Consider the following 22,783-nt stretch of genomic DNA (forward strand, 5'->3'; position numbering starts at 1 on the left):
ACAAATGCCTCATTGGGGATTAGTCTGACTGGGAATCATCACGATCGCCCAATAGGTGACGTTATCAGGATCGACTTCAGAAATAGGCTTGATCACCTGATTGGGCAGAGTGGCGCGTTCGATATAGAGGGCGCGTTCCCAGAGATTGAGATCCTGCAAAATCGATTTTATTTTGGCAAAGTGGCGACCAAGTTTGATGATAATCGCGGCATCTGCCACCGCTAGGCGATCGTGCAGGGTGTCCGCATCCAAAGTTGCGGGCATAATGCTTAATACATCATTACGGAAGGTGAGGGGTGCGCCGAGCATAGCGGCACTGGCAAGGGTGGAAGAAATCCCTGGGATAACTTCGGTATGGAACCTGTCAGCGAGTCGCCGAAAAATATACATGAAGGAACCATATAGCATGGGGTCGCCTTCACATAGCACCGCCACATCGCGCCCAACTTGCAAATGTTCGGCGATTTTCGCCGCAGCAATATCGTAATAGGGTTGGGAAGAACGCTCGACGCTGAAGGGCAGAGGCATCGGCACTTCGATCTGTTCGGGACGGATAAAATCCGCCACGATCGCCCTTGCTAATACCTTGCCATTTTCCATGGTGGGATAGGCAATCACAGGGACGGTGGTGATAATCCGATGAGCCTTAATGGTCAGCAATTCAGGATCGCCAGGGCCAATGCCCACGCCGTAGAGACTGCCCTTAGTCATGGTTTGAGATTCGTTCATAATTCATTCTCCATTGCTAATGCATTGATTGCTGCTGCACAGATCGCACTGCCACCGCGCCGCCCGTGAATCGTCAAAAAAGGAATTCCGCGACTATTGGCGGCTAGTTCTGCCTTAGACTCGATCGCCCCAACAAAACCAACGGGGAATCCTAGTATAACGGCTGGCTTGGGAAAACCATCATCGAGTAATTCTAGTAACCGAAACAGAGCCGTGGGCGCATTACCGATCGCCACGATGGAATTAGTAATATGCGATCGCCATAGTTCCAGCGCTGCCGCCGAGCGCGTATTGCCAATGCTTTGGGCTAGTTCAGGAACGGCAGGATCGTTTAAGGTGCAGATTACTTGGTTCTGGGAGGGTAAACGCTTACGGGTGACACCATTCGCCACCATCTGCGCGTCACAGAGAATATTGCCGCCATTTTGCAAAGCTGCACGCCCAATCTGCACCACATCCTGCGAATAGGCAAGATCTTGGACAATATCGGTCATGCCGCAGGCATGGATCAAACGCACCGCCACCACTTCGAGATCCTGCGGTAATCTCGAAAAGTCAGCCTCAGCGCGAATTGTGGCAAAGGACTGACGATAGATCTCATTACCATCACGAATGTAATCAAGCATGACCGATCGCTCCCTGTCTCAATTTTCGATTTAATTCTGGTAAATCAGATTGATTCACAAATTCACGAAAGTTCTGATTGGGTTGGCGCTGAGTTTGATAAACATTAATTAGGCGTTCCATTAACTGCGGCAATTCGCTAGCCATACATTCAGCATATAACTCGCGCCCAAAATGGATTTCGCCATCACCAATATAAATTTTGTAAGTTCGGGAATCTTGACCCACGATCGCGATGTCGCTGGCATGGTGCTGAGCGCAAGACTTATCGCAACCCGAAAAATGGAAATTAATTGGCTCGTCCAATTGCATACATTTCTCTAAATGGGAAGCGATCGCCTTAGCATCTGTCTGGGTGTCGGTATGGGCAGATTTGCAGCCTGTGATGCCCGAACAAGCGGCGATCGCAGCATAGGGATTTGTTGGCGAAATAGATAATCCTAAGTTCGCGATTAATTCTGTAACTTTGGCAAGATCGGCGATCGTAATATCCGTTAATAAAATATTTTGCCAAGGTGTCAACCGCAAAGCGCCGCCACCATATTGTTTAGCGAGTTCTGCTAGTCCTCGCAATTGCTGAGCCGTTAATCTTCCCAATGGTACGACTATGCCAATGTAAGCCAGTCCCGCTTGTTTTTGAGGGTGGATACCGAGATGTTGATAACCTCTTGTCCCCCTCTCCCCTTTTGGGAGAGGGGCTAGGGGTGAGGGTCTTTCTATCTGCGATTCAAGGTGTTGATCCCCCCCAGCCCCCCTTGTAAAGGGGGGAGTGGAGATTTCTTCGTCTCCCTTTTTAAGGGGGATTGAGGGGGATTTAGAGTTTAATTTCTCTGCAACTAGATCAAGATATTTGTCTATGCCCCAATCATTGAGCAGTTCTCTTAATCTGGGAGGACGCGATCGCAGGTTTTTAGAATCTTGCTCTAGTCTTTGTTCTATTTTCTGTTCTGTATAGTCGCGATAAACTTCTGTTAGGGCGGCGAGAACTGCGATTACTTGGGAGTAGGGGATTAAAATCCCTATTACTTCAGATCCTAATTGCAAGCTGAAATAAATTTCATCTTTGATTGCTAGGGCTTTAAAGCAAATATCATTGGGGCGATCGCTGATGTTAATTGACTCGCCGCCATCAAAACAGACGCTGAATTTATTAGAGAGAATTGCTAATTCTGGATGATTTAATAAATAGAGGTTCCATTGCTTGACTAAGGGAATTGTATTGACAAGCGCTTGTGAATCAATCCCTGCGGCGGGACTTGCCATGATGTTCCGTAAACCGTCTGTGTCGGGGCAACTAGAAGCTAATCCATAGTCTTGCAGATCGAGAAGTGTATTTTCACTGAGGGCAGCGCTGGTGCGGATTTGCAGGTTAGCGCGATTAGTGATTTGGACTTCGCCATAGCCAAATTGATTAGTGCCAAACTGATTAACAATTTCGCTAATTAGTTGACATTGCGAAGCGGTGATCAATCCCGCAGGTAAACGGATGCGCGAAAGGATGCCATCTTGAGCAGTGGTGGCATTAAAAAGACTAGGACAAATAGCGGTAGTAGATTGCAATTGAGGAAATTCCAGAAATAATAATCACATTGGCTACCGTTTACCACAAGTCTCTCTGTCTTCGTTTCAGGGTTTAGATCCCCCTCAATCCCCCTTGTAAAGGGGGAAGAAGAAAATTCTCCCCCCTTTACAAGGGGGGCTGGGGGGGATCTTTAACTAACGATATAACTAGTAACTTGTGTGTACGCTGTAGCGCAATAGGGAAGGGGGGGGTAGAGGGGTGAGGGACTTACAAACTCAAAGCGGATTCGATTTGGGAGCGCTCTAAGCTTTGACCGATAAATACAAGACGGGTTTGGCGGACTTCATCCTTTAACCAGAGGCGATCGTAGGAAGTCTCAAGGCGATCGCCGACTCCTTGCAAGACCATTCGCATCGGCTTGTTGGGGACATTTACAAATCCCTTGATGCGATAGATTTCTTGATCAGCGATCGCCTGTTTGAGTGATGCTAATAATTGCGAAGGCTCAAAGGATTGCTCGGTAATGACATTAATCGAATTAATATCGTCGTCATGGTCATGCTCTTCTTCGTGATCGTGGTGACTGGGGCGCGAATCGAGATTGTCCTCAACGGCAGCATTAAAGCCTAACAAAATCTCAGAGCTAATTTTGCCTTGATCGCAGGCGATCGCCTTCACCCCTTGACGCAATTCTTGTTTGAGCCAAGCATGAACTTTGTTTTGAGCATCAGCATCAATTAAATCAGATTTGGTTAATAGCACCAAATCTGCACAGGCTAACTGATCCTCAAATAGTTCTTCAATGGGAGTCTCATGATCGAGATTGGGATCTTCTTGACGTTGAGCATTGAGGGCATCAAGATCGCCGACCAATTTGCCATTGGCGATCGCCTCACAATCCACAACCGTGATCACGCCATCCACAGTCGCGCCATTGCGAATTTCTTGCCATTTAAAGGCTTGAATCAGTGGTTTAGGCAAGGCTAAACCAGAAGTCTCGATCAGGATGCAATCGATTTGATCGCGGCGCTTTAGCAATTCCTGCATCGTGGGCAGAAATTCATCCTGCACCGTACAGCAAAGACAGCCATTGGTTAGCTCGACAATGTTGGGCATAACTTCTACGCCATCTTCATCACAGACTTTGCACGATCGCAACAAATCGCCATCAATGCCAATTTCACCAAATTCATTGACCAGTACGGCAATACGTTTGCCTTGATTATTTTGTAACTGTTGCCTAATCAGCGTGGTTTTGCCACTGCCCAAAAAGCCAGTAATCACAGTTACAGGGATTTTCGCTGCCATAATTCTCTCTAAAAAACTTTAAAAACCTACATTATAGAAATTTCACAGTAGGGGCAATTCATGAATTGCTCCTACTATGGGGAAATCTAGCTTTTAGGTACAGAGAAAATTAGAGCCGAAATATTTGAAGCCAAAAGGCTTGCGCCGATACCGCAAATGACTAAACCAGCCGATCGCAAATTCGGGGCGATCGCCAAATCACCACTCAACACCTTTTTGCCAGCAAAAAATGCTGCGCCTGAAATAACCAGTTGAATAATCGTGAATCCTGCCAAGTAAGACCATAGCGCCACATTTTCTGCGCCAAAAATGGCCTCGCCGTAAGCGTGACCGTGAAATAACCCCGCGATCGCCGCCAAAGCGGTAACTACGAGATAATTGGGGCTGTTTTTGATGGCTAAGAGAATACCGAAGCCTAATACGGAAGTGGCAACAGCTAATTCAACTAGGGGCAGATCGATACTCATCAAGTGCAAACCTGTACCGATCGCTGCCGAACCCACAAAGGCGAGAGGTATCCAGAAACCCTGCTTTTTGACAGCCGCAAATAAACCAATGGCAACAATAAAGGCTAAATGATCAAAACCAATCACAGGGTGAGCCAAGCCCGACATAAACCCTTCAAAGAAGTTGCTAGGCACTTTGCCGCCTAGAGGATGGTGCGCGGCGGCGGGACTGGCAAATACTAAAAAGCTAAAAGCAAAAATCCATGCACAGGCGATCGCCAATACCTTGTTCTGCACAGAAGCAAGAACTGACGAACAAAAACCTGATAAACCCTTAGACAAATTCATGATCTGTAACTCGCAGATATGGATAAACAAAACATACAAACCTAGCTCTAGCGGGCATCCTGACTTTAGGACAGCAATTTGGTTTGCCAACGGGAAAACAAATTGCTATAGCGCCTTTTACAGTTGCGGTACAGCGTTGGACTCTCACCAAACTTTCCCCATTTGCAAAACTAAATAAATCCAAACAATCTACTTAATTTCACTTTTCTAACGGCTGTTCCCCGTTAAAACTAGAACGGCTTTACGACTCTACAATAATTTGCTAACTTTAAGAGCAAATGTTACCAGATTTATAGGCTTGAATTTATCAGGCTTGAATTTATCAGGCTTGCAAATCTTACTCGGACTATAAAACAGTTCATGAAAAATAGTTCATGAAAAATAGTTCATGAAAAAGTGACAACACCATCGACTTCTATTGTGATAGGCTATGGCAGTCTCAAATCGATGATGTCGTGCATGGATTATCTGCCTGAATCCTCAAGCCCTAATAGCGATATCGCAATACCAGAGGATAACCCTTGCGATCGCTTCACATGGTCTAACTTAGGTTTAGTCTTGAGCATACCTGCATTGTTTGCCTTCGCAGGGTTTGGACTGGTTTGTTTGTACGATCCCACCGCAATTAGTTGGTTATCCCCTTCAGAATCATCGGTTTATTATACTAACTCCTTTTGGAACCTTCCCAAAAGCTCAAAGGAGATTCAAGGGGAGCTCGCAAAGGTGCAATTGCAACTAGGCGAAAGCTATGATTTAAAAGCTGGGGAAATTATCTATACAGTTTTAGAGAAGGAAACAAAAAATATCAGGGAAATCCGTCTCTACCAAAAAATAGAGGATCGGGGCGAAGAGAAATTACTTTTAGTCAGCACCACAACGATCGCAGGTATTGATGAATACTTTGTGCGATCGCCTTTACTGAAATATGTCACCTATGACCTTCCCGAACGACTGCAACCCAATCGCAACCGCCTCCCGCTCAAAAAGCTGTCCCTTTTAGCCAATACCCCCAAGGAATATGGTGGGCTATGGTTTACCACTTCCGCAACAGTCGATGGGATTACCTATGGACAGATCTATCATTTTGTCTCAGGCAAGCGATCGCAACTCTATGAAATGGAAGCATGGACTAGCCCTGCGGCAGAACTTCCCCAATGGCGCAATGTCTTAGCTTCCTCGAAAAATAAAGCACAGCAGTTGGTTGTCAATCAAACCCAGTTTGTGGAACCCGCGTTTTTAGTATGGCAACTAGAACCAAGTGCCGCGCAACCGCAAACGATCGCCCCTGCGCCTTGGCAATTGCGCCAAGTAAATCTCAATGAAGCTAAAAATCAACCGCCCATCTATCGCGAAGCCTTGGTTTTGGCTAGTGCAGGGCTATGGTCGCCTGCCCTCGTCAAGTTTGATACGCTGCTAACGGATTTGCGATCGCAAGGTAAGGAGATAGCCCCATTTTTGCAAGAACAGTACGATCTAATCGCGCTCCATGCTCAAGCTACCGTTGCCCAAGCCCAGCAACCAATCAGCAACCTTGGCAAAAAAGCCCTTGTCAATATTGTTGATGGACGTTGGGATGTGGCACTGGCGATCGCTAGCGACCCCGCATACAAGGGCGAGCAAATTGCCGAAATGTTAGCCAAGTACCATCCTCATATTTGGCAGCGTGTCAATGCCATGCTCACCTTCACAGGCGTAAAGCAGGAAGTGAAGCTATGGGGTGGCTTAGTGGTTTTGCAAAAACAAGGCTTGCGCCGTGCTGAAACCTGGCTGCGATCGCAAAAAATCGCTGCCAAAGACTATGACCCCATCTTGCAAAGATTGGACCTCGCCCCCCTCGGACTTAATCCGCAGCAACTACTGGGTACGGTTAGCCATCTGGGCAGAAACAATGGCAGCAAAGATTGGTTCTTGCCGCCGTCACCGTTAGAGCCAAATCAGGCATGGTATGAGGTTTCCATCCATTTATTTAAGGACAATCAGCAGTGGCGCAATGCCCCCATTCCAGAACTGAGCGATCGCTCTTCGCGCTTACTATGGCGTGTCCTTGGGCTAGCCCTCAATAATAACCTTGGGATCATTTTGTACGATGCCTATGGCAAGGTTCAAACCGCCACCATTACCGCCCAGTCCCTCTGGGTCAGCGATGACGGCGACCTCAGAATTTTGGCATCAGGACAAGATAGTCTAGCCAGTTTGCTCAATAGCAGCATTATCCCGCCCCTCATCACCAGTGGTGGCGCGTTTAATCCACCTAACGGCCAATCTGTGGCATGGAATAGCCTCACTCCCCAAGTGATTGAACGCATTATTCGCAATGCCTATCGCCAGTTGCAGGGCAATGGTCAAGTCTCTGTCAGCATCGAAGAATTTAGTTTATTAGTGCAAGGACAATGGCGAATCTTGGCGGTGGATCTTGATGGTGTGGGTAAGTCTGAATATTTGCTGCTGCTAGAACGGGAACAGGTGGATCTCGGCGATCGCTACTATCCAATGGCGATCGCTTTTGCTAGTGACGGCACTCTATTGTTTAGCGATATGAATGGGGGGCGACTTTGGATCGATGTTTTGCCTAGCTCCACGGTCGGGCAGATTCTCACCCTCCGCAATGGACGTTATGAAGTTTGGAACTTTCGCTAAATCAGGGCAAAGCGCTGTAAAATGCTAGGGCAAAATCTCATCACTGCGCTCTATGCTCACCTTCGCACTGCCTAAAGGTTCCCTTTTCAAAGACTCGATTCAGCTATTGCAAAAAGCAGGACTAGACTTTAGTGCTTTTCTTGATGAGTCTAACCGTCAATTGCAAATCACCGATCCCACAGGAACAGCTAAGGCTCTATTGGTTAGGGCGCAGGATGTGCCTGTGTATGTGGAATATGGACAGGCGCAGATGGGTATCGTTGGCGAAGATGTATTGCGTGAAAAAACCCCAAAAGTTGCCAAATTAGTTGATCTTGGCTTTGGCGGCTGTCGTATGTCGATCGCCGTTGCCCAAGCCAGTGGCTACCAATCGCCCCTTGACTTGCCGCCCCATAGCCGCATTGCCTCTAAATATGTCAATTGCGCCCGAACTTACTTTGATAGCATCGATTTACCCGTAGAAATTATTCCCCTCTATGGTTCTGTAGAATTAGGTCCGATTACAGGCATGGCTGAGGCGATCGTGGATTTGGTTTCCACGGGCAAGACCCTCAAAGACAACGGACTCATTGAGATCGAAGTGTTGTATCACAGCACTGCCCGTTTGATCGCTCACCCTCTCAGTTATCGCCTCCACAGCGATCGCTTTGGTCAACTTATTCAGCAAATCTAATAGGAGCCTGTTTTAAAAGTTTTGCTCTCCAAAAATCCCCCCCTAAATCCCCCCCTAAATCCCCCTTAAAAAGGGGGATCTTTTTAGGCTTGGCACTGGGATCAACTGCCAGCCTTGATTTGGGCAAGTAGTGCTTCTAAGTCGCTCACATTGGGGACACCTGAGAAAAATACGCCGTTCATCACGAAGGAAGGCGTACCGCGCACACCCAAGGATTTGCCTAACTCAAAATCCTTTTTCACCGCCGCCTTTGCCTCGGCACTTTGGCGATCGCGGTTAAATTTAGGAATATCAAGCTTGAAGTTATTTGCCAACTCTAGGTAAAAATCTTCACCCAAGCGGTTTTGTTGCTCAAACAAAGCATCGTAATATTCCCAAAATTTGCCCTGCTGCATCGCCGCCCATGAAGCGTAAGCCGCAGGTTGCGCCTGTTGATGAATTTCTGCTAGGGGGAAATGCTTGAATACTAAGGTTACGTCCTTTTGATTTTTCGCCATGAATTCTTTGACCACTGCGTGACCCCTAGCGCAAAAAGGACATTCAAAATCAGAAAACTCAGCAAGGATGATTTTTTGGCTGCTTGAGCCAGTGACGGGGGAATTACGCAGTAGCAGCTTTGGTTCTTGGCGAATTTGCGATAGTACCTGCTCGCGTAACTTTTCCTCTTGCTGTGCCTGCGATCTTTGGTAGGATTGCACTGAGTCGATGATTACCTGCGGATTTTTGCGGATAATCTCTAAGACTTTGGTTTCAAGTTGAGTATCTGAAAGTTGGGCATTAGCGGATTGTCCGAGGGAGGCGCAACTGGTGATCACTAGCAGGAGGGCGGCTAGGGCTGACCAAATAAGAGGTTTGAGACGCATATTGAGTAAGGAAAAAGTAGAAAGGAAAAAGGAAAAAGTAGAATTGAGTGGTTGTCTGGGCTGATGTTTAGAATTTTACAATGGAATTTATGGAAATAGGGCATAACGATATTGAGCATATTGCGATTGATCAGGTGCAACCTCAGCGATCGCGGTGGCAATTTTGGATCGATCGCGGTGGCACATTTACGGATATTGTCGCCCAAAGCCCCGATCGCCAAATTATCGTCCATAAGTTATTGTCAGAAAATCCCCAACGTTACAGCGATGCACCGATACAGGGGATTCGCGATATTTTAGGGTTGGCGGAGACAGAATCTATTCCCATTGAGCAGATTGCTGCAATTCAGATGGGAACCACGGTTGCCACTAATGCCCTATTGGAACGCAAAGGCGATCGCACAGTTTTGTTGATTACTGAAGGCTTCGGCGATGCGCTCAGGATTGGCTATCAAAATCGTCCTGATATCTTTGCTCAAAGGATTATTTTGCCAGAAATGCTCTATGAGCGCGTAATTGAAGTTAGGGAACGTTACAGCGCCCACGGTGAATTATTAATTCCCTTAGATACCGATCGCGCAATTCAGGAATTGCAAATTGCCTATGATTTAGGCATCCGTTCCTGTGCGATCACCCTATTACATGGCTATCGCTATCATGATCATGAGCAGCGTTTAGCAGCGATCGCGCAACAGATCGGATTTACGCAAATTTCCATCTCCCATGAAATTAGTTCGCTCATCAAATTCATCAATCGCGCTGACACTACCGTTGTCGATGCTTACCTATCCCCAATTCTCAAGCGCTATGTCGATCGCTTTAATGCCGAATTACGAAATCAAGAGGATGAGAATGTTGCTTCGCAACATTCTCATCCCCAGCCCTGTAAGTTAATGTTCATGCAGTCCAATGGCGGCTTGACCGATGCTAAATCCTTTCGTGGTAAAAACAGCATTCTCTCAGGGCCCGCAGGGGGCATTGTCGGCGCGGTGCAAACCTGCTTACAGTCAGGATTTGATAAAATTATTAGCTTTGACATGGGCGGCACTTCTACGGATGTGGCGCACTATGCAGGACATTACGAGCGATCGCTGCATACGGAAGTGGCTGGGGTACGCCTCAGTACGCCGATGATGGCGATCCATACGGTGGCGGCGGGTGGTGGTTCGCTTTTGCGTTTTGATGGATCGCGCTATCGGGTAGGTCCTGCATCGGCGGGGGCATTTCCAGGCCCAGCTTGCTACCGTAATGGGGGGGCATTGGCGGTCACAGATAGCAATGTGATGTTAGGCAGGTTGCAGCCCGATTATTTCCCTGCCATCTTTGGGAAGGATGGCAATTTGCCATTAGATCGGGAAATCGTACAGCAGAAATTTAGAGAACTTGCCGAAGAAATTAGTTTAGTAACGGGGCAGATCAGCAGTCCTGAAGAAGTAGCTCAAGGTTTTTTGGAAATTGCGGTGGAAAAGATGGCGATGGCAATTAAAAAAATCTCCATTCAACGGGGCTATGATGTTTCCGAATATGTGCTGTGTTGCTTTGGGGGGGCGGGTGGACAACATGCCTGTGCGATCGCCGATCTCTTAGGTATTTCTCAAATCTTGATCCATCCCTATGCAGGGGTCTTATCCGCCTATGGCATTGGGCTTGCTGATGTTCGCACCATTCGCGATCGCTCCGTGGAGTCAATTCTCACGATTGAACTATTAACGGAACTAGCGGCGATCGCCCAAGAACTGAGTCAGGCAGCGATCGCCGAACTTAACGCAGGGGATCATGATGGTCATCTATCCTTAGAAACATCCCTCAGATTACGTTATTTCGGTACAGATTCTGCTTTAGAAATTCCTCTGGATGCAACCCTAGATCACCATCTTTTCAAGCCATTGCAAAATCAGTTTGCAGCATTACATCAAGAGCGCTATGGCTTTATTTTTAGCGATCGCGAGATTGTGGTGGAGGCGATTGTGGTGGAAGCAATTTTGCAAAAGGAAAAAGTAGAAAGGAAAAAGGAAAAAGTAGAAAGGGAAAATAGGGAAGTGGGAATTGGGAAGTGGGAAGATGGGGAACGGGAATTAGTTCGGGTTTATATACAGGGGGAATGGCGGGATGCGCCGATTTGGCGGCGGGAGGATTTGCGGGTGGGCGATCGCGTTGCGGGGGCGGCTCTGATTGTGGATACGACAGGGACAAATGTGATTGAGCCAAATTGGGAAGCGGAGTTAAACGCGGAACATTGTTTGATCTTGCGAAGGGTTAGGGCGATCGCTGAAGTTCCGATGCAAGATCAAGGGCAGAATTATTTCCCTAAGCCCGATCCGATTAAGTTGGAGATTTTTAATAATCTATTTCAGGCGATCGCTGAGCAAATGGGCTTCACGCTGCAAAATACCAGCGCCAGTGTGAATATTCGTGAGCGTTTAGATTTTTCCTGTGCCATTTTTGACCGTCAGGGGGAACTAGTTGCTAATGCGCCGCATATCCCTGTGCATTTGGGTTCGATGGGTGAAAGTGTGAAGGCTTTAATTCGCGATCGGCGTAATGATATTGATAATGGAATTAATTACGGTGATGTTTTTGCCACTAATAATCCTTACAATGGCGGTACACATTTACCCGATCTAACGCTGATTACGCCTGTCTTTATTGATGGCGATCGCCAGCCCACCTTTTTTGTCGCCTCACGGGGACACCATGCCGACATCGGTGGCATTACTCCAGGTTCCATGCCTTCCCATAGCACCAATATCAATGAAGAAGGCATTCTCTTTGATAATTTCCCAGTGGTAAAGCATGGCAAATTCTGTGAAGCTGAAACCCTTAATTTGCTGCAATCTAGCGCCGATCCCGCCCGTAACCCGCAGCAGAATATCGCTGACATCAAGGCACAAATTGCTGCCAATGAGTGTGGCGCAAGGGAATTGCAAACTATGGTTAAGCATTACGGCATTGCCATGACGAATGCCTATATGGGCTTCGTGCGTGACAATGCGGAGTTAGCCATTAGAAAAGCGATCGCCCAACTAGCCCAAGCTTGGCAGAATGAACGCGAAGCCAATCACGAACATAACGCGAACCAGCATCAATTTATCTATCCCATGGATAATGGCAGTCAAATCCAAGTTGCCATTAGTCTCAATGCGGAGGAGGGTAGCGCTAAGATTGATTTCACTGGCACTTCGCCCCAAGCTGCTAATAACTTCAATGCACCCCTAGCGGTCTGTAAGGCTGTCGTTCTCTATGTATTCCGCACCCTTGTCACCGATGCGATTCCCTTAAATGGAGGTTGCCTTGTGCCTTTAGAAATAATTGTGCCTGAGGGTTCTCTGTTAAATCCTGTTTATCCTGCGGCGGTGGTGGCAGGGAATGTGGAAACCTCACAGGCGATCGCTAATGCTTTGTATGGCGCTCTGGGCGTGATGGCTGCGGCTCAGGGAACCATGAATAACTTCACCTTCGGCAGCGATCGCTATCAATATTACGAAACCATCTGCGGCGGCTCAGGGGCAGGCATGGATACCGATGGCATTTTTGATGGTACTGACGCGGTACAGACCCACATGACCAATTCTCGATTAACCGATCCTGAAATTCTGGAATGGCGCTTTCCTGTGTTGTTAGAACAATTTGCGATCCGTGCTAACAGTGGCGGTATCGGCAAAGCCAAAGGTGGCAATGGTGTAATCAGAAAAATCAAGTTTCTAGAACCAATGACTGCCGCCATTTTATCCAGCAGTCGAGCGATCGCTCCCTTCGGTCTCAAAGGTGGTGCCGCCCAAACAGGACGCAATTATGTAATTAAATCTAACGGCGATATTCTCGATTTACCCAGCACTGCTACGGTAAGAATGGAATCTGGCGACATCTTTGCGATCGAAACCCCTGGTGGTGGCGGTTATGGTGCTTAAAGTGCTTTGCACTCAAACCCACCAGAAATTTGAATAGGGTTTAGCTCATAGCCACTCGCCTAAAAATCACGACTCACAGTAATAGCGATCGCCTTTAGTAGATGATTGTTGAGGCGATCGCCTAAAAATTACGACTTATGGTAATTGCGATCTGGCTTGTCTGATTTTTAAAGATGTCTAACGCTATAATAAAGTCGCTGTCATTAAAGCATTGCACATAAGGTTTAGTTGCCTATGCAGTCTTCAAACTTTGAAAGATTCTAATTGTAACAATCAAGAATATACACAAGGGTAGTAAATATGATTACTCAAACAATGGTGCAACCTTCTTTCTGGATAGAGGTTGGCATTCAAATCCAAAAGGTAAGAGGTCTTAACCTTTTTAAGTTCAATGATGATCTTCAATTGCGCCTCGAAATCCTCATCGAACGCAAAAAAAATAACATCCTCACCCTAGAGGAAAGTGCTGAGCTTGCTGGCATCACTGAACTTGATCGCATTTTCACACTTATGAATGCTCGCATTATTGCCGAGTCATGACTATCGCCTAGAAATTACGACTTATGGGAATAGCGATCGCCTTGAAAAGATAGATTGTTGGTGCGATCGCCTGACTTGGAGGGTGTGAAGAGTTTAGGATTGACGTAACGTTATAATTTAGGTAATAGAAAATAATATTTTGCTAAATTCATGAATAACACTTAAGGAAATTAACACTTATGCTAACTTTACAAATTACAAAAGATCAGGTTTTTACTTTGATCGATCAACTTTCACTTAATGAGCAGCAAGAAGTTTTGCAATATTTAGTCGAAAAAAACCGTGAGGATCTTGATGATACCCCTGATGATATTGTTATCGAGGGTATTAGACAAGGACTCAAAGAGGCGATGAGTGGTCAAACTATTCCTCTATCTCAGATGTGGGAGGGGATTGATGTCGAGTAATTCTATTGAGATTTTTCTGACTTCCCGTTTCAAAAAAGATCTCAGTCAATTAGCTAAACGTTATCGTTCAATTCGTAAGGATCTAGAACCTCTAATTGAGCAGCTTAAATCAGGAGAAATTTTAGGCGATCAAATTTCTGGTTTGAATAATCAAGTATTTAAGGTTCGTCTCAAAAACAGCTATATTCAAAAGGGAAAAAGCGCAGGTTATCGGGTTATTTATTATGTAAAAACTGAAATCAGTGTGGTTTTGGTGACGATTTATTCTAAGTCCGACACGTCAGATATAGAGAATAATGTGATCGAAAAAATTATTAAAGAATTTGTGGAGGAATAGTTACGAAAACATTTTAGAGCGCTCGCAATACAGCTAAATCTTAGTGGTGCAGAAAACTCTAGCCGTTTTTGAAACCCTTATCTAGCAAGGTTTTCAAAAAAATAAGCAAATATGGATTTTTTGTGTAAATGCATGATCATAATGGCAATATCAACGAGTATAGGTGTTTACAGGCTTTTCTTAAACTAAGTCTCGCCATCTTATTTGATACGCCAAAAGTTTTCTGCACCACTAAGCAGCTAAATATACAATTGATCGGCGATCGCCTAGAAATTATGACTTACAGTATTAGCGATCGCCTTTAGAAGATAAATTGTTGGTGCGATCGCCTAGGAATCATGATTTATGGTAGTAGCGATCGGCTTTAGGAGATAGATTGTTGGGGCGATCGCCTAGAAATCATGATTTATGGTAATAGAGATCGCTGATCTTGTCTGCTACATTAATGAAGTGCAACTCACCTTATTTTTGTTTATACTGACACTAACTTGAACACCGATACAATTTTTAGTTAGACTAGAGTAAGTCTTTCGCTACTCAACTGAGTAATAACTTTCAACCTAGGAGCAACCATGCTAGATACAGCAACGCTTGAGCAACGCTTGAGCAACGCTTGAACAAGTGTTTTTTGATCTTCAACATAAATTTGAAAGTAAGCCTAGCTCCGACAACTGGCTTGATAAACTCATAGGTTCCATCTCCGATGACTCAGCTTTTCTTGAAGCTCTTGACTCATGATGTCGAGCAGTTAAGCAAAGCGGAAGCGATTATCTAAAAAGGATTAAATACGGCGCTATCCAAACCAAAGCGATCGACATCAGAAATTTGGGCAGATTAACTCAAGACTACACCCATGAAGTACAAGCTATTTGCTCCATCAGGTGGAATATTGAGGAATTTCATCGGGAAATTAAGCAATTGTCGGGCATTGAGGCTTGCCAGTGCCGTAAATCCAGAATTCAGCGCAAACACATTGCTTGTACTATGGTTCTTGCGTAAGTCCTAAATTTATGAAACCCTATTTCTTGGTTACTGCGATTGGTTTGATCGTTGCCCCTCTGAATATATTCATGGAAATATTCATGGAGACATTTACAGAGAGAGGGGCGATCGCGGCGGAGACACAACTGGCTGAGGCTGACCCAAATTTGCCTGCTAGTGCTGCGCCTGGAGTGGAGAAAAGCGCCAATGGTTTTCAATTGGTGATTGCGGGTAGGCAGTATTTGCGGTCAAGAGATTTTACGGGGGCTTTGGGTAAATTTCAAGAGGCGATCGCTATCTTTCGGAAATCTGGGGATATTTTTTCGGAAGCAAGGACTTTGAATTTGTTAGGTGATACCTATTTTGCTCAAAAGCAGTTAAAGATGGCGATCGCGAGCTATGAGCAGTCACTGCAAATCATTCAGGAGATTCTTTTAAAAGCAGGCAATCTCCCCCCAGAAAATCTGCAACCAGTGCGCCAAGAGGAAGTGTTTGTTTTGCAGAATTTGGCATATGTGCTGAGTTCGATCAATGATGAGTCGAAGGCGATCGCCACCTATGAACTAGCCCTGACCAAGGCGCGAGCCGCCAATTTGGGCAATCGGGAGGTGTCAATTCTCAATAGCCTTGGCTACATTTATATCGAGATGGGTAATCCTAGTAAGGGTTTGGAATTGAGTCAGAAGGCTTTGAAAATAAATCAAAGTCTGTCTAATCCCAATCAGCCTTTGAGTATCTTGATCAATATTGGCTATGCCTATCGCCGCCTCGGTCGCTCGGATCAAGCAATAGATTATTACCGACAAGCCGAAAAAATTGCCCAAGCAGAGAAAAATATTTCGGTGCTATCTTCTATTTTTAACAATATTGCGACTGTTTATCTGAGTCAGGGCAAATATGCTCAAGCGCTGGATTCATACAAGTCTTCACTAAAATTAGCGGAAGAGGCCTTAGAATTCCGAAAAGCAGCTATCACTAACAGCAATATTGGCAGTGTCTATAAGGCGATCGGGCAGTACGATCGCGCTTTGGAATATTATCAAAAGGCTTTAAAAGAAGTCCAAAAGTTGGGCGATCGTCAGTCAGAGAGTGTATTTCTCAGTAATATTGGTTCTATTTATGGTGATAAGGGGCAGGTGCAGCGATCGCTAGATTATTATCAACAGGCTTATAAAATTCATCAAGAACTCAAAGATCTGCCCGCCCAAGCCAAAACCCTGAATAATATTGCCCTTGCCTATGGGGAACTAGGGCAAAGCGAGCGAGCTTTGACAACCTACGATCAGATATTGGCACTTTTAAAAAAGGTAAGCAATCTCTCTACTGAGGCGATCGTCCTTGGTAATATTGGCAATATTTATACGGATCTCAAGCGTTATCCTGAAGCAATTGATCTCTATCAACAGGCGGCAACAATCCATCAACAGATCGGGGAAAGAGCCGAAGAGAGCATCGCCCTTAGTCAGCTTGGACAACTATTTGCAAATACCAATCAGCCCGAATTAGCAATTCTTTTTTATAAGCAGTCAGTAAATCTGCGCGAGCAACTGCGTAAGGAACTGCGATCGCTATCGCAAGCAGAACAGAATATCTTCACGGGCAAGGTTTCTCAAACCTATCGCGATCTAGCCGACCTATTGCTCAAGCAAAATCGGGTTTTAGAAGCGCAGCAAGTTCTAGATTTGTTGAAGGTGCAGGAACTGGATGATTATCTCAAAAATGTGCGGGGCAATGTGGATACGGCTAGGGGCATCAGTTTATTAGATCCTGAACGTCGTTTTTTGATAGATTACAATGCCATTCAAAATCGCATGATTCAATCGGGGCAGGAGGCGATCGAGATTTTAAAAATCACGCCTGAAAACCGTACTGCCGCGCAATCACAAAAATTGCAAGAACTGCTCCAAATACAAGAACTGGCATCACAACAGCTTAATAATTATATTCAAAATCCTGCGGTGGTTTCTATTTTGCAGCAGGTGACAGGAACTACTAGCGGGGATGTAAATCTCCAACAATTCACTAGTCTGCAAAGCAGTTTGCAGCAGTTATCACAAAAGTCGGTGATTTTATACCCCTTGATTTTGGAAGATCGTCTAGAGCTAATTTTGGTTCCTGCAAAAGGTGATGTGATCCGCCGTACCGTCAATGTTAAACGCGAGGCGATTAACCAATTGATCGTAAAATTCCGTTCGGAAGTGCGCGATCCTTCTTCTTTAGATGTATTGGATTCCTCACAACAGCTTTATCAATGGCTGATTGCCCCCATCGCTGCGGATTTGCAAAGGGCAGGAGTAGAGACGATTATCTATGCGCCCGATGGACAGTTACGCTATTTGCCGATCGCCGCGCTCCATGATGGCAAGCAATGGCTAGTGGAACGCTATGCCATCAATACAATTACGGCAGCTAGTCTCACCAAATTGAGCGATCGTCGCCGCAATCAACCTTTGCGCGTACTGGCTGGCGCTTTTATTACGGGTCGCTACATTTTTGAGGTCAATGGCGAAGTTTTCAATTTTGCTGGGTTGCCCTTTGCGGGTAAAGAAATTGAGAATTTGACCGATAAACTTCCCAATTCCGTCAAGCTCGTAGATCAAAACTTTAGCGTCAAATCTACAGTTGATAAATTTAAAAATTATAATATTATCCATCTCGCTACCCATGCTGCTTTTGTGACTGGAGATCCTGAAGATTCCTTTGTATTATTTGGTGATGGCAGTCGCGCCTCACTGCGGGATGTGGCTACATGGTCTTTGCAGAATGTGGATTTGGTGATTCTTAGTGCCTGTGAGACAGGATTGGGCGGCAAATTGGGCAATGGCACAGAAATTATGGGTTTTGGTTATCAAATGGAATATGCGGGAGCCAAGGCGGCGATCGCTTCGCTCTGGCAAGTGTCCGATGGTGGAACACAGGCTTTGATGGATCGCTTTTACGATCTACTCTCAGATCCGCAGATTACCAAAGCCTCAGTTCTCGCTAAGTCTCAGCGTAGCTTGATTAAGGGTAATGATGAATTTAGTCATCCTTACTACTGGTCGCCATTTATCCTGATTGGCAATGGGTTATGAGTATGGCTTGATGAAATGGCTTGATGAAATGGCAAGAGTTATTTTTACACGTTGTCTTCGATTTAACCTTAGACAACCACAAAATTCACCAACTTGCCAGGAACAGCAATCACCTTCTTAATCTCCTTGCCTTCGAGATACTTCTGCGCCGCACTGGAACTGCGAGCATATGCTTCCAAGGCTTGCTTATCATTGCTGGCGCTAGATGGCACTTGGAGGCTGCCGCGTACTTTGCCATTGATTTGAATGACGAGGGTAATCTCATCAACAGTGAGCGCATCGGGATCATGGGTGAGCCAAGGCTGCAAATGGATCGAGTCAGTGTGACCAATTAATGACCAAAGCTCCTCAGCGATGTGTGGTGCAAAGGGAGCAAGCAAAGTTAGGAGAGTTTCAATACCTTCTAAAAAAGTAGTAGAAGATTTATCTTCATTGTCTTGCAAAGCATTACTAAGCTTCATCAACTCGGAAATGGCGGTATTCAGTTGATAGCCGCCATCGAAATCTTCGGAAACTTCCTTAATGGCGATGTGAATGGCACGACGCAAGTTCCGATCAATTTTGTCAGAGATGCCATTTTGCCTAGTTTCCGCAAAACTAGACACCAAGCGCCATACGCGATTTAAGAAGCGTTGCTGACCTTCGACATCGGCATCTTCCCATTCCAAATCTTTTTCAGGAGGAGCTTTGAAGAGTGTAAACATCCGCAAAGTATCGACTCCATACTTAGCGATCGCCACTTCAGGAGATACCCCATTGCCCTTAGATTTGGACATCGTGGCATAGAGAGCTTGCAAAGGTTCGCCAGTTTTGGGATCTTTCGGATCTTTCGGGTCAACTAAAGCCGAAGGAACCCATTTGTCCTTGCCGCTTTTGTTGGGATTCATGTAGGTTAGGCCCTGTACCATGCCCTGAGTCAGCAAGCGCGTAAAGGGTTCATCAAAAGTGAGTAATCCGCGATCGCGCAAAACTTTAGTCATAAAACGGGAATAGAGCAAATGCAAAATTGCGTGTTCAACACCGCCCACATATTGATCGACGGGTAGCCAATTATTTACCGCATTGCGATCGCAAATCTCCTGATCATTTTGGGCATCACTGAAACGCAAAAAATACCAAGAAGAATCAATAAAGGTATCCATCGTATCGGTTTCGCGCTTGGCTGGCGTGCCGCAACAGGGACAGGGAACATTGATCCAATCTTCCTTTTGAGCGAGAGGCGAGGCTCCGCGCCCTGTGAGTTCCACATCTTCAGGCAAAATTACGGGTAAATCAGCATGGGGAACGGGAACGATGCCACATTCAGGGCAATGGATGACAGGAATTGGACAGCCCCAATATCTTTGGCGCGAAATCAGCCAATCACGCAAGCGATAGGTAATTTTGGCAGTTCCCCATTGATTCTTTTCCGCAAGTTCAATAATTTTGGTTTTCGCAGTTACGGAATCCAATCCGTTAAACTCTCCCGAATTGACCATGATTCCTGCTTCGGTATAGGCAGATTCTCTCACCTCCTGCCCCTCTCCCATAGGGAGAGGGGAGTTTGGAATAATTACGGTTTGAATGGGAAGATTATACTGCTTGGCAAAGGCGAAATCACGGACATCATGGGCAGGAACGCCCATAACAGCACCTGTGCCATATTCAAAGAGAACATAATCGGCAATCCAAATGGGAACCTCTTTGCCAGTAAAAGGATTAACTACACTTGCGCCGATCGCTACACCACGCTTAGGGCGATCGTCAGAGGTGCGATCAATTTCGCTAAGATTTTTGACTTCTTGAATAAATGTTTCAACGGCTTCTTTTTGATCGGTGCTAGTCAAAGTCTCGACTAGGGGATGCTCTGGGGCAAGCACGACATAGCTCACACCGTAAACCGTATCAGGACGGGTCGTGAAAACTGTGATTTTTTCTTCACTGCCCACGATCGCAAAACTTAGCTCTGCACCTGTCGATTTGCCAATCCAATTGGCTTGCATAATTTTGACGCTAGATGGCCATTCATCTAGCTTGTCCAAATCTTGCAACAGTTGTTCGGCATAGTCGGTAATTTTCAAGAACCATTGGCGCAATTTGCGTTTCTCCACGATCGCGCCCGAGCGCCAAGAGCGCCCTTCACTATCTACTTGCTCATTGGCAATTACGGTCTGATCGATGGGGTCCCAGTTCACCTTGGCTTCTTTTTGATAGGCCAAACCCGCTTCTAAAAATTGCAAAAAGATCCATTGCGTCCATTTGTAATATTCGGGTGAACAGGTGGCCAGTTCACGATCCCAATCGTAGGACAAGCCCACTTGTTTAAGTTGCGATCGCATATTGTCGATATTTGCGTAAGTCCATTTCGCGGGATGGGTATTGCGATCAATCGCCGCATTTTCCGCAGGCAATCCGAAGGCATCCCAGCCCATTGGGTGCAACACTTGATAGCCCTGCATTCTTTTATAACGGGCTATCACATCGGTAATCGTGTAGTTACGGACATGACCCATATGCAGATCGCCCGATGGGTAGGGAAACATTGACAGCGCATAGAATTTCTTTTTGTCTGCACTAACTGCATCGTTGCTTACTTTGTCAAGTTGTTTCTCTGCCCAAACTTGTTGCCATTTGGGTTCGATCTGCTGGGGGGTATATCTGGTGTCCATTACTTATCAACTAACGCGAGAAAAATATGATGATACAAGGGATTTAAGCAATCAATGCTAACCAAGTTAAACTAGCATAGCTTTACTATCAGCCATATATCAAGTTTAATTTTGAACTAGCGCTAAAGTTTTGGTGCGACTCAGTGATCATCGTAATTTAGATTATGATGCATACGGATAGATGTGCTATTTTTTCTTGACTTATCCTTAATTTATCTCTGTATGACATCCAACATAGTTTATCCATCAAAAGAAAAATTATCCCCAGAACAGAGTTTTGGTTTAGAGATTGTATCTAAATTCGTTCCAAATCAAGGGCGGGAAATATTTATAGCAATCGATCGCACTCAGAGTGTGAGGATTGAGGAGGAGGGACGCACAAGGATCACACAGCTTATTCGGGATGCTTTACAGGTTGGCGATCGCATTTATATTGTGGATTTTGCAACGGATATAGATAATACAGAGTTGTCTAAACAGCCAATAGTTATTCGTTCTAATGAGGACAAAACTAAACTGCTGAGTAATTTGAGCTTTGAAGCAGATCCTAAATTACGCAACACGGATATTCAAAACGCTGAGGGGAAAATTTATCGGCGATTGGCTGAACTCAATCAAGAGCGACTGATTGCAAAGCAACCAATTTATCGTCAATCAGTAATCTGGATGACAGATGCACCATTGTTTAGCAAGTCTCCTGCTACAGAACAAGATTGGATTGAAACGCCGCCTAACAGTCCTTTTCGTGATGCTAATTCTGAACAAAGCAAGGATAGAAGCGCTTGGTTGCAAGGTTTAGATCTTTTAAATAAGCCAGAACGATCTCATCAAATTAAAGATAATTACAAACTAACCGTAGTTGATATTGCGCCTACAGTTCAAGAGGTCTGTACCTATGCGCCTAACGGACAAAGTAATTGTTTGGTTACACCTTATTTGGTGAATCAGTTATGGCTACCAGCATTAATCTTTGGAGTTGGTAGCATTGCTGTGTTAATAGGATTGATTCTGAGTGGTTTACATATTTATGCCAGTCGCAAGGATTGGAAGATCTCTATTAATGATGGTGAGATTGAAAAAATGAAAGATCGATATGATTTAGGAATAGATTCTTTTGATTGTGCTGCTGGTGAATCAATAGGTTATCTGAAAAGGGAAGGAAAGGAGCTTTGGATAAAGCCGACTAGTGATAGTTTGCAAATTTTGCTTGATGGGCAGGAAATCACAAAAAGAGAAAAAGTACCCAAAAATTATTTCACTTTAACTTTGAATGGTGAAAATACTGTTCAGAAAGAATTCATTGTAAAAATCACCAAATAATAGAGACTTTAATCTGAGCCTAGAAACGACAGGCGTAAATTTTGCCAATAATCTGGTGTGACTATTTTGGGGTCCGAGTTTAAGCCCTCTTGCAATAAGTTCGCTAATTTTGCTTGAGCTTCTTTTTTTTGCCGATCTTGATTTAACAGTGCTAAGAAATAGTCTGCGACTGTGTTGTAACCTCCAGACTGAATCTGTAATTGGATATAAGTCTCAAGTTCTTGGGGGATAGGGACGCTAACATTCATGGTATTAAAGTAATAATTTATATTTCTGCCGATCGCCTAAACTACCTTATCAGAAAAATGGGTTTAAAACCCCGTGCTTCCAGCACGGCTTTATATTAGAATAGCAAGTGAGTTACAGGTTGAAACACCGCCAGCATAAGCCCGACAAATTTGGCTCGACTAGGAAAGAT

General features: G+C 45.2%; 17 protein-coding genes, 2 pseudogenes and 1 riboswitch. Of the genes and pseudogenes, 11 read left to right on the plus strand and 8 right to left on the minus strand.

Going from position 1 to position 22,783, the window contains the following annotated elements; all coding sequences use genetic code 11:
- Positions 1 to 9: 9 nt before the first annotated feature.
- From cobI to H6F44_RS08860, 5 genes are all read right to left on the minus strand, one after another.
- Positions 10 to 711, minus strand: a complete 702-nt coding sequence (gene cobI, locus H6F44_RS08840) for a precorrin-2 C(20)-methyltransferase (protein ID WP_190350605.1) — start codon at positions 709 to 711, stop codon at positions 10 to 12.
- Between the two features lie 14 nt (positions 712 to 725).
- A complete protein-coding gene (locus tag H6F44_RS08845; RefSeq protein ID WP_190350587.1) occupies positions 726 to 1,355 on the minus strand; it encodes a precorrin-8X methylmutase in 630 nt (209 codons plus the stop codon).
- Positions 1,348 to 2,913, minus strand: coding sequence for a precorrin-3B synthase (gene cobG / locus H6F44_RS08850; protein ID WP_190350588.1), 1,566 nt, complete (start codon positions 2,911 to 2,913; stop codon positions 1,348 to 1,350). The genes H6F44_RS08845 and cobG overlap by 8 nt, the downstream gene beginning before the upstream one ends.
- 229 nt (positions 2,914 to 3,142) lie before the next feature.
- The gene (cobW, locus tag H6F44_RS08855) at positions 3,143 to 4,183 is read right to left on the minus strand and encodes a cobalamin biosynthesis protein CobW (RefSeq protein WP_190350589.1); all 1,041 of its coding nucleotides are present in this window, start codon (positions 4,181 to 4,183) and stop codon (positions 3,143 to 3,145) included.
- Positions 4,184 to 4,269: 86 nt separating this feature from the next.
- Positions 4,270 to 4,977, minus strand: coding sequence for a HupE/UreJ family protein (locus tag H6F44_RS08860; RefSeq protein ID WP_190350590.1), 708 nt, complete (start codon positions 4,975 to 4,977; stop codon positions 4,270 to 4,272).
- A gap of 32 nt (positions 4,978 to 5,009) precedes the next feature.
- A riboswitch (cobalamin riboswitch) is annotated at positions 5,010 to 5,167 on the minus strand.
- A gap of 206 nt (positions 5,168 to 5,373) precedes the next feature.
- On the opposite strand from H6F44_RS08860, the gene H6F44_RS08865 reads away from it, so the two are divergent.
- Entirely contained in the window at positions 5,374 to 7,614 is a 2,241-nt protein-coding gene (locus H6F44_RS08865) for a hypothetical protein (RefSeq protein WP_190350591.1), read from the plus strand.
- Positions 7,615 to 7,666: 52 nt separating this feature from the next.
- Positions 7,667 to 8,287 carry an ATP phosphoribosyltransferase gene (gene hisG / locus H6F44_RS08870; RefSeq protein ID WP_190350592.1) on the plus strand — a complete coding sequence of 207 codons (621 nt, stop codon included), beginning with the start codon at positions 7,667 to 7,669 and terminating at the stop codon, positions 8,285 to 8,287.
- A 101-nt stretch (positions 8,288 to 8,388) separates the two neighbouring features.
- On the opposite strand, the gene H6F44_RS08875 is transcribed toward hisG, so the two are convergent.
- Positions 8,389 to 9,150, minus strand: coding sequence for a DsbA family protein (locus tag H6F44_RS08875; RefSeq protein WP_190350593.1), 762 nt, complete (start codon positions 9,148 to 9,150; stop codon positions 8,389 to 8,391).
- A gap of 89 nt (positions 9,151 to 9,239) precedes the next feature.
- Between H6F44_RS08875 and H6F44_RS08880 the strand changes: the two genes are divergently transcribed.
- The 8 genes and pseudogenes from H6F44_RS08880 (at position 9,240) to H6F44_RS08910 (ending at position 18,397) form a co-directional block, all read left to right on the plus strand.
- The gene (locus H6F44_RS08880; protein ID WP_190350606.1) at positions 9,240 to 13,058 is read left to right on the plus strand and encodes a hydantoinase B/oxoprolinase family protein; all 3,819 of its coding nucleotides are present in this window, start codon (positions 9,240 to 9,242) and stop codon (positions 13,056 to 13,058) included.
- Positions 13,059 to 13,358: 300 nt separating this feature from the next.
- A complete protein-coding gene (locus tag H6F44_RS08885) occupies positions 13,359 to 13,598 on the plus strand; it encodes a hypothetical protein (RefSeq protein WP_190350594.1) in 240 nt (79 codons plus the stop codon).
- Between the two features lie 179 nt (positions 13,599 to 13,777).
- Complete coding sequence (locus H6F44_RS08890; RefSeq protein ID WP_190350595.1) at positions 13,778 to 14,005, plus strand: hypothetical protein; 228 nt, start codon at positions 13,778 to 13,780, stop codon at positions 14,003 to 14,005.
- Complete coding sequence (locus H6F44_RS08895) at positions 13,995 to 14,342, plus strand: type II toxin-antitoxin system RelE family toxin (RefSeq protein WP_190350596.1); 348 nt, start codon at positions 13,995 to 13,997, stop codon at positions 14,340 to 14,342. The genes H6F44_RS08890 and H6F44_RS08895 overlap by 11 nt, the downstream gene beginning before the upstream one ends.
- Before the next feature lie 128 nt (positions 14,343 to 14,470).
- Positions 14,471 to 14,647, plus strand: a complete 177-nt coding sequence (locus H6F44_RS08900) for a hypothetical protein (protein ID WP_190350597.1) — start codon at positions 14,471 to 14,473, stop codon at positions 14,645 to 14,647.
- A gap of 267 nt (positions 14,648 to 14,914) precedes the next feature.
- A pseudogene (locus tag H6F44_RS23985) lies at positions 14,915 to 15,080 on the plus strand (transferase hexapeptide repeat containing protein).
- A 42-nt stretch (positions 15,081 to 15,122) separates the two neighbouring features.
- Positions 15,123 to 15,335, plus strand: a pseudogene (locus tag H6F44_RS08905) (transposase); the annotation flags it as partial.
- Positions 15,336 to 15,352: 17 nt separating this feature from the next.
- Positions 15,353 to 18,397: a CHAT domain-containing protein gene (locus H6F44_RS08910; protein ID WP_190350598.1), complete on the plus strand. Its 3,045-nt coding sequence runs from the start codon at positions 15,353 to 15,355 to the stop codon at positions 18,395 to 18,397.
- A 68-nt stretch (positions 18,398 to 18,465) separates the two neighbouring features.
- Here the strand turns inward: H6F44_RS08910 and leuS are convergent, their stop codons facing one another.
- Positions 18,466 to 21,045, minus strand: coding sequence for a leucine--tRNA ligase (gene leuS, locus H6F44_RS08915; RefSeq protein WP_190350599.1), 2,580 nt, complete (start codon positions 21,043 to 21,045; stop codon positions 18,466 to 18,468).
- 435 nt (positions 21,046 to 21,480) lie between these two features.
- Between leuS and H6F44_RS08920 the strand changes: the two genes are divergently transcribed.
- The gene (locus H6F44_RS08920; protein ID WP_190350600.1) at positions 21,481 to 22,365 is read left to right on the plus strand and encodes a VWA domain-containing protein; all 885 of its coding nucleotides are present in this window, start codon (positions 21,481 to 21,483) and stop codon (positions 22,363 to 22,365) included.
- An 8-nt stretch (positions 22,366 to 22,373) separates the two neighbouring features.
- Here the strand turns inward: H6F44_RS08920 and H6F44_RS08925 are convergent, their stop codons facing one another.
- Positions 22,374 to 22,613, minus strand: coding sequence for a ribbon-helix-helix domain-containing protein (locus tag H6F44_RS08925; RefSeq protein ID WP_190350601.1), 240 nt, complete (start codon positions 22,611 to 22,613; stop codon positions 22,374 to 22,376).
- Between the last annotated feature and the right edge of the window lie 170 nt (positions 22,614 to 22,783).

Source organism: Pseudanabaena cinerea FACHB-1277 (genome assembly GCF_014696345.1).
Taxonomy (GTDB): domain Bacteria; phylum Cyanobacteriota; class Cyanobacteriia; order Pseudanabaenales; family Pseudanabaenaceae; genus Pseudanabaena; species Pseudanabaena cinerea.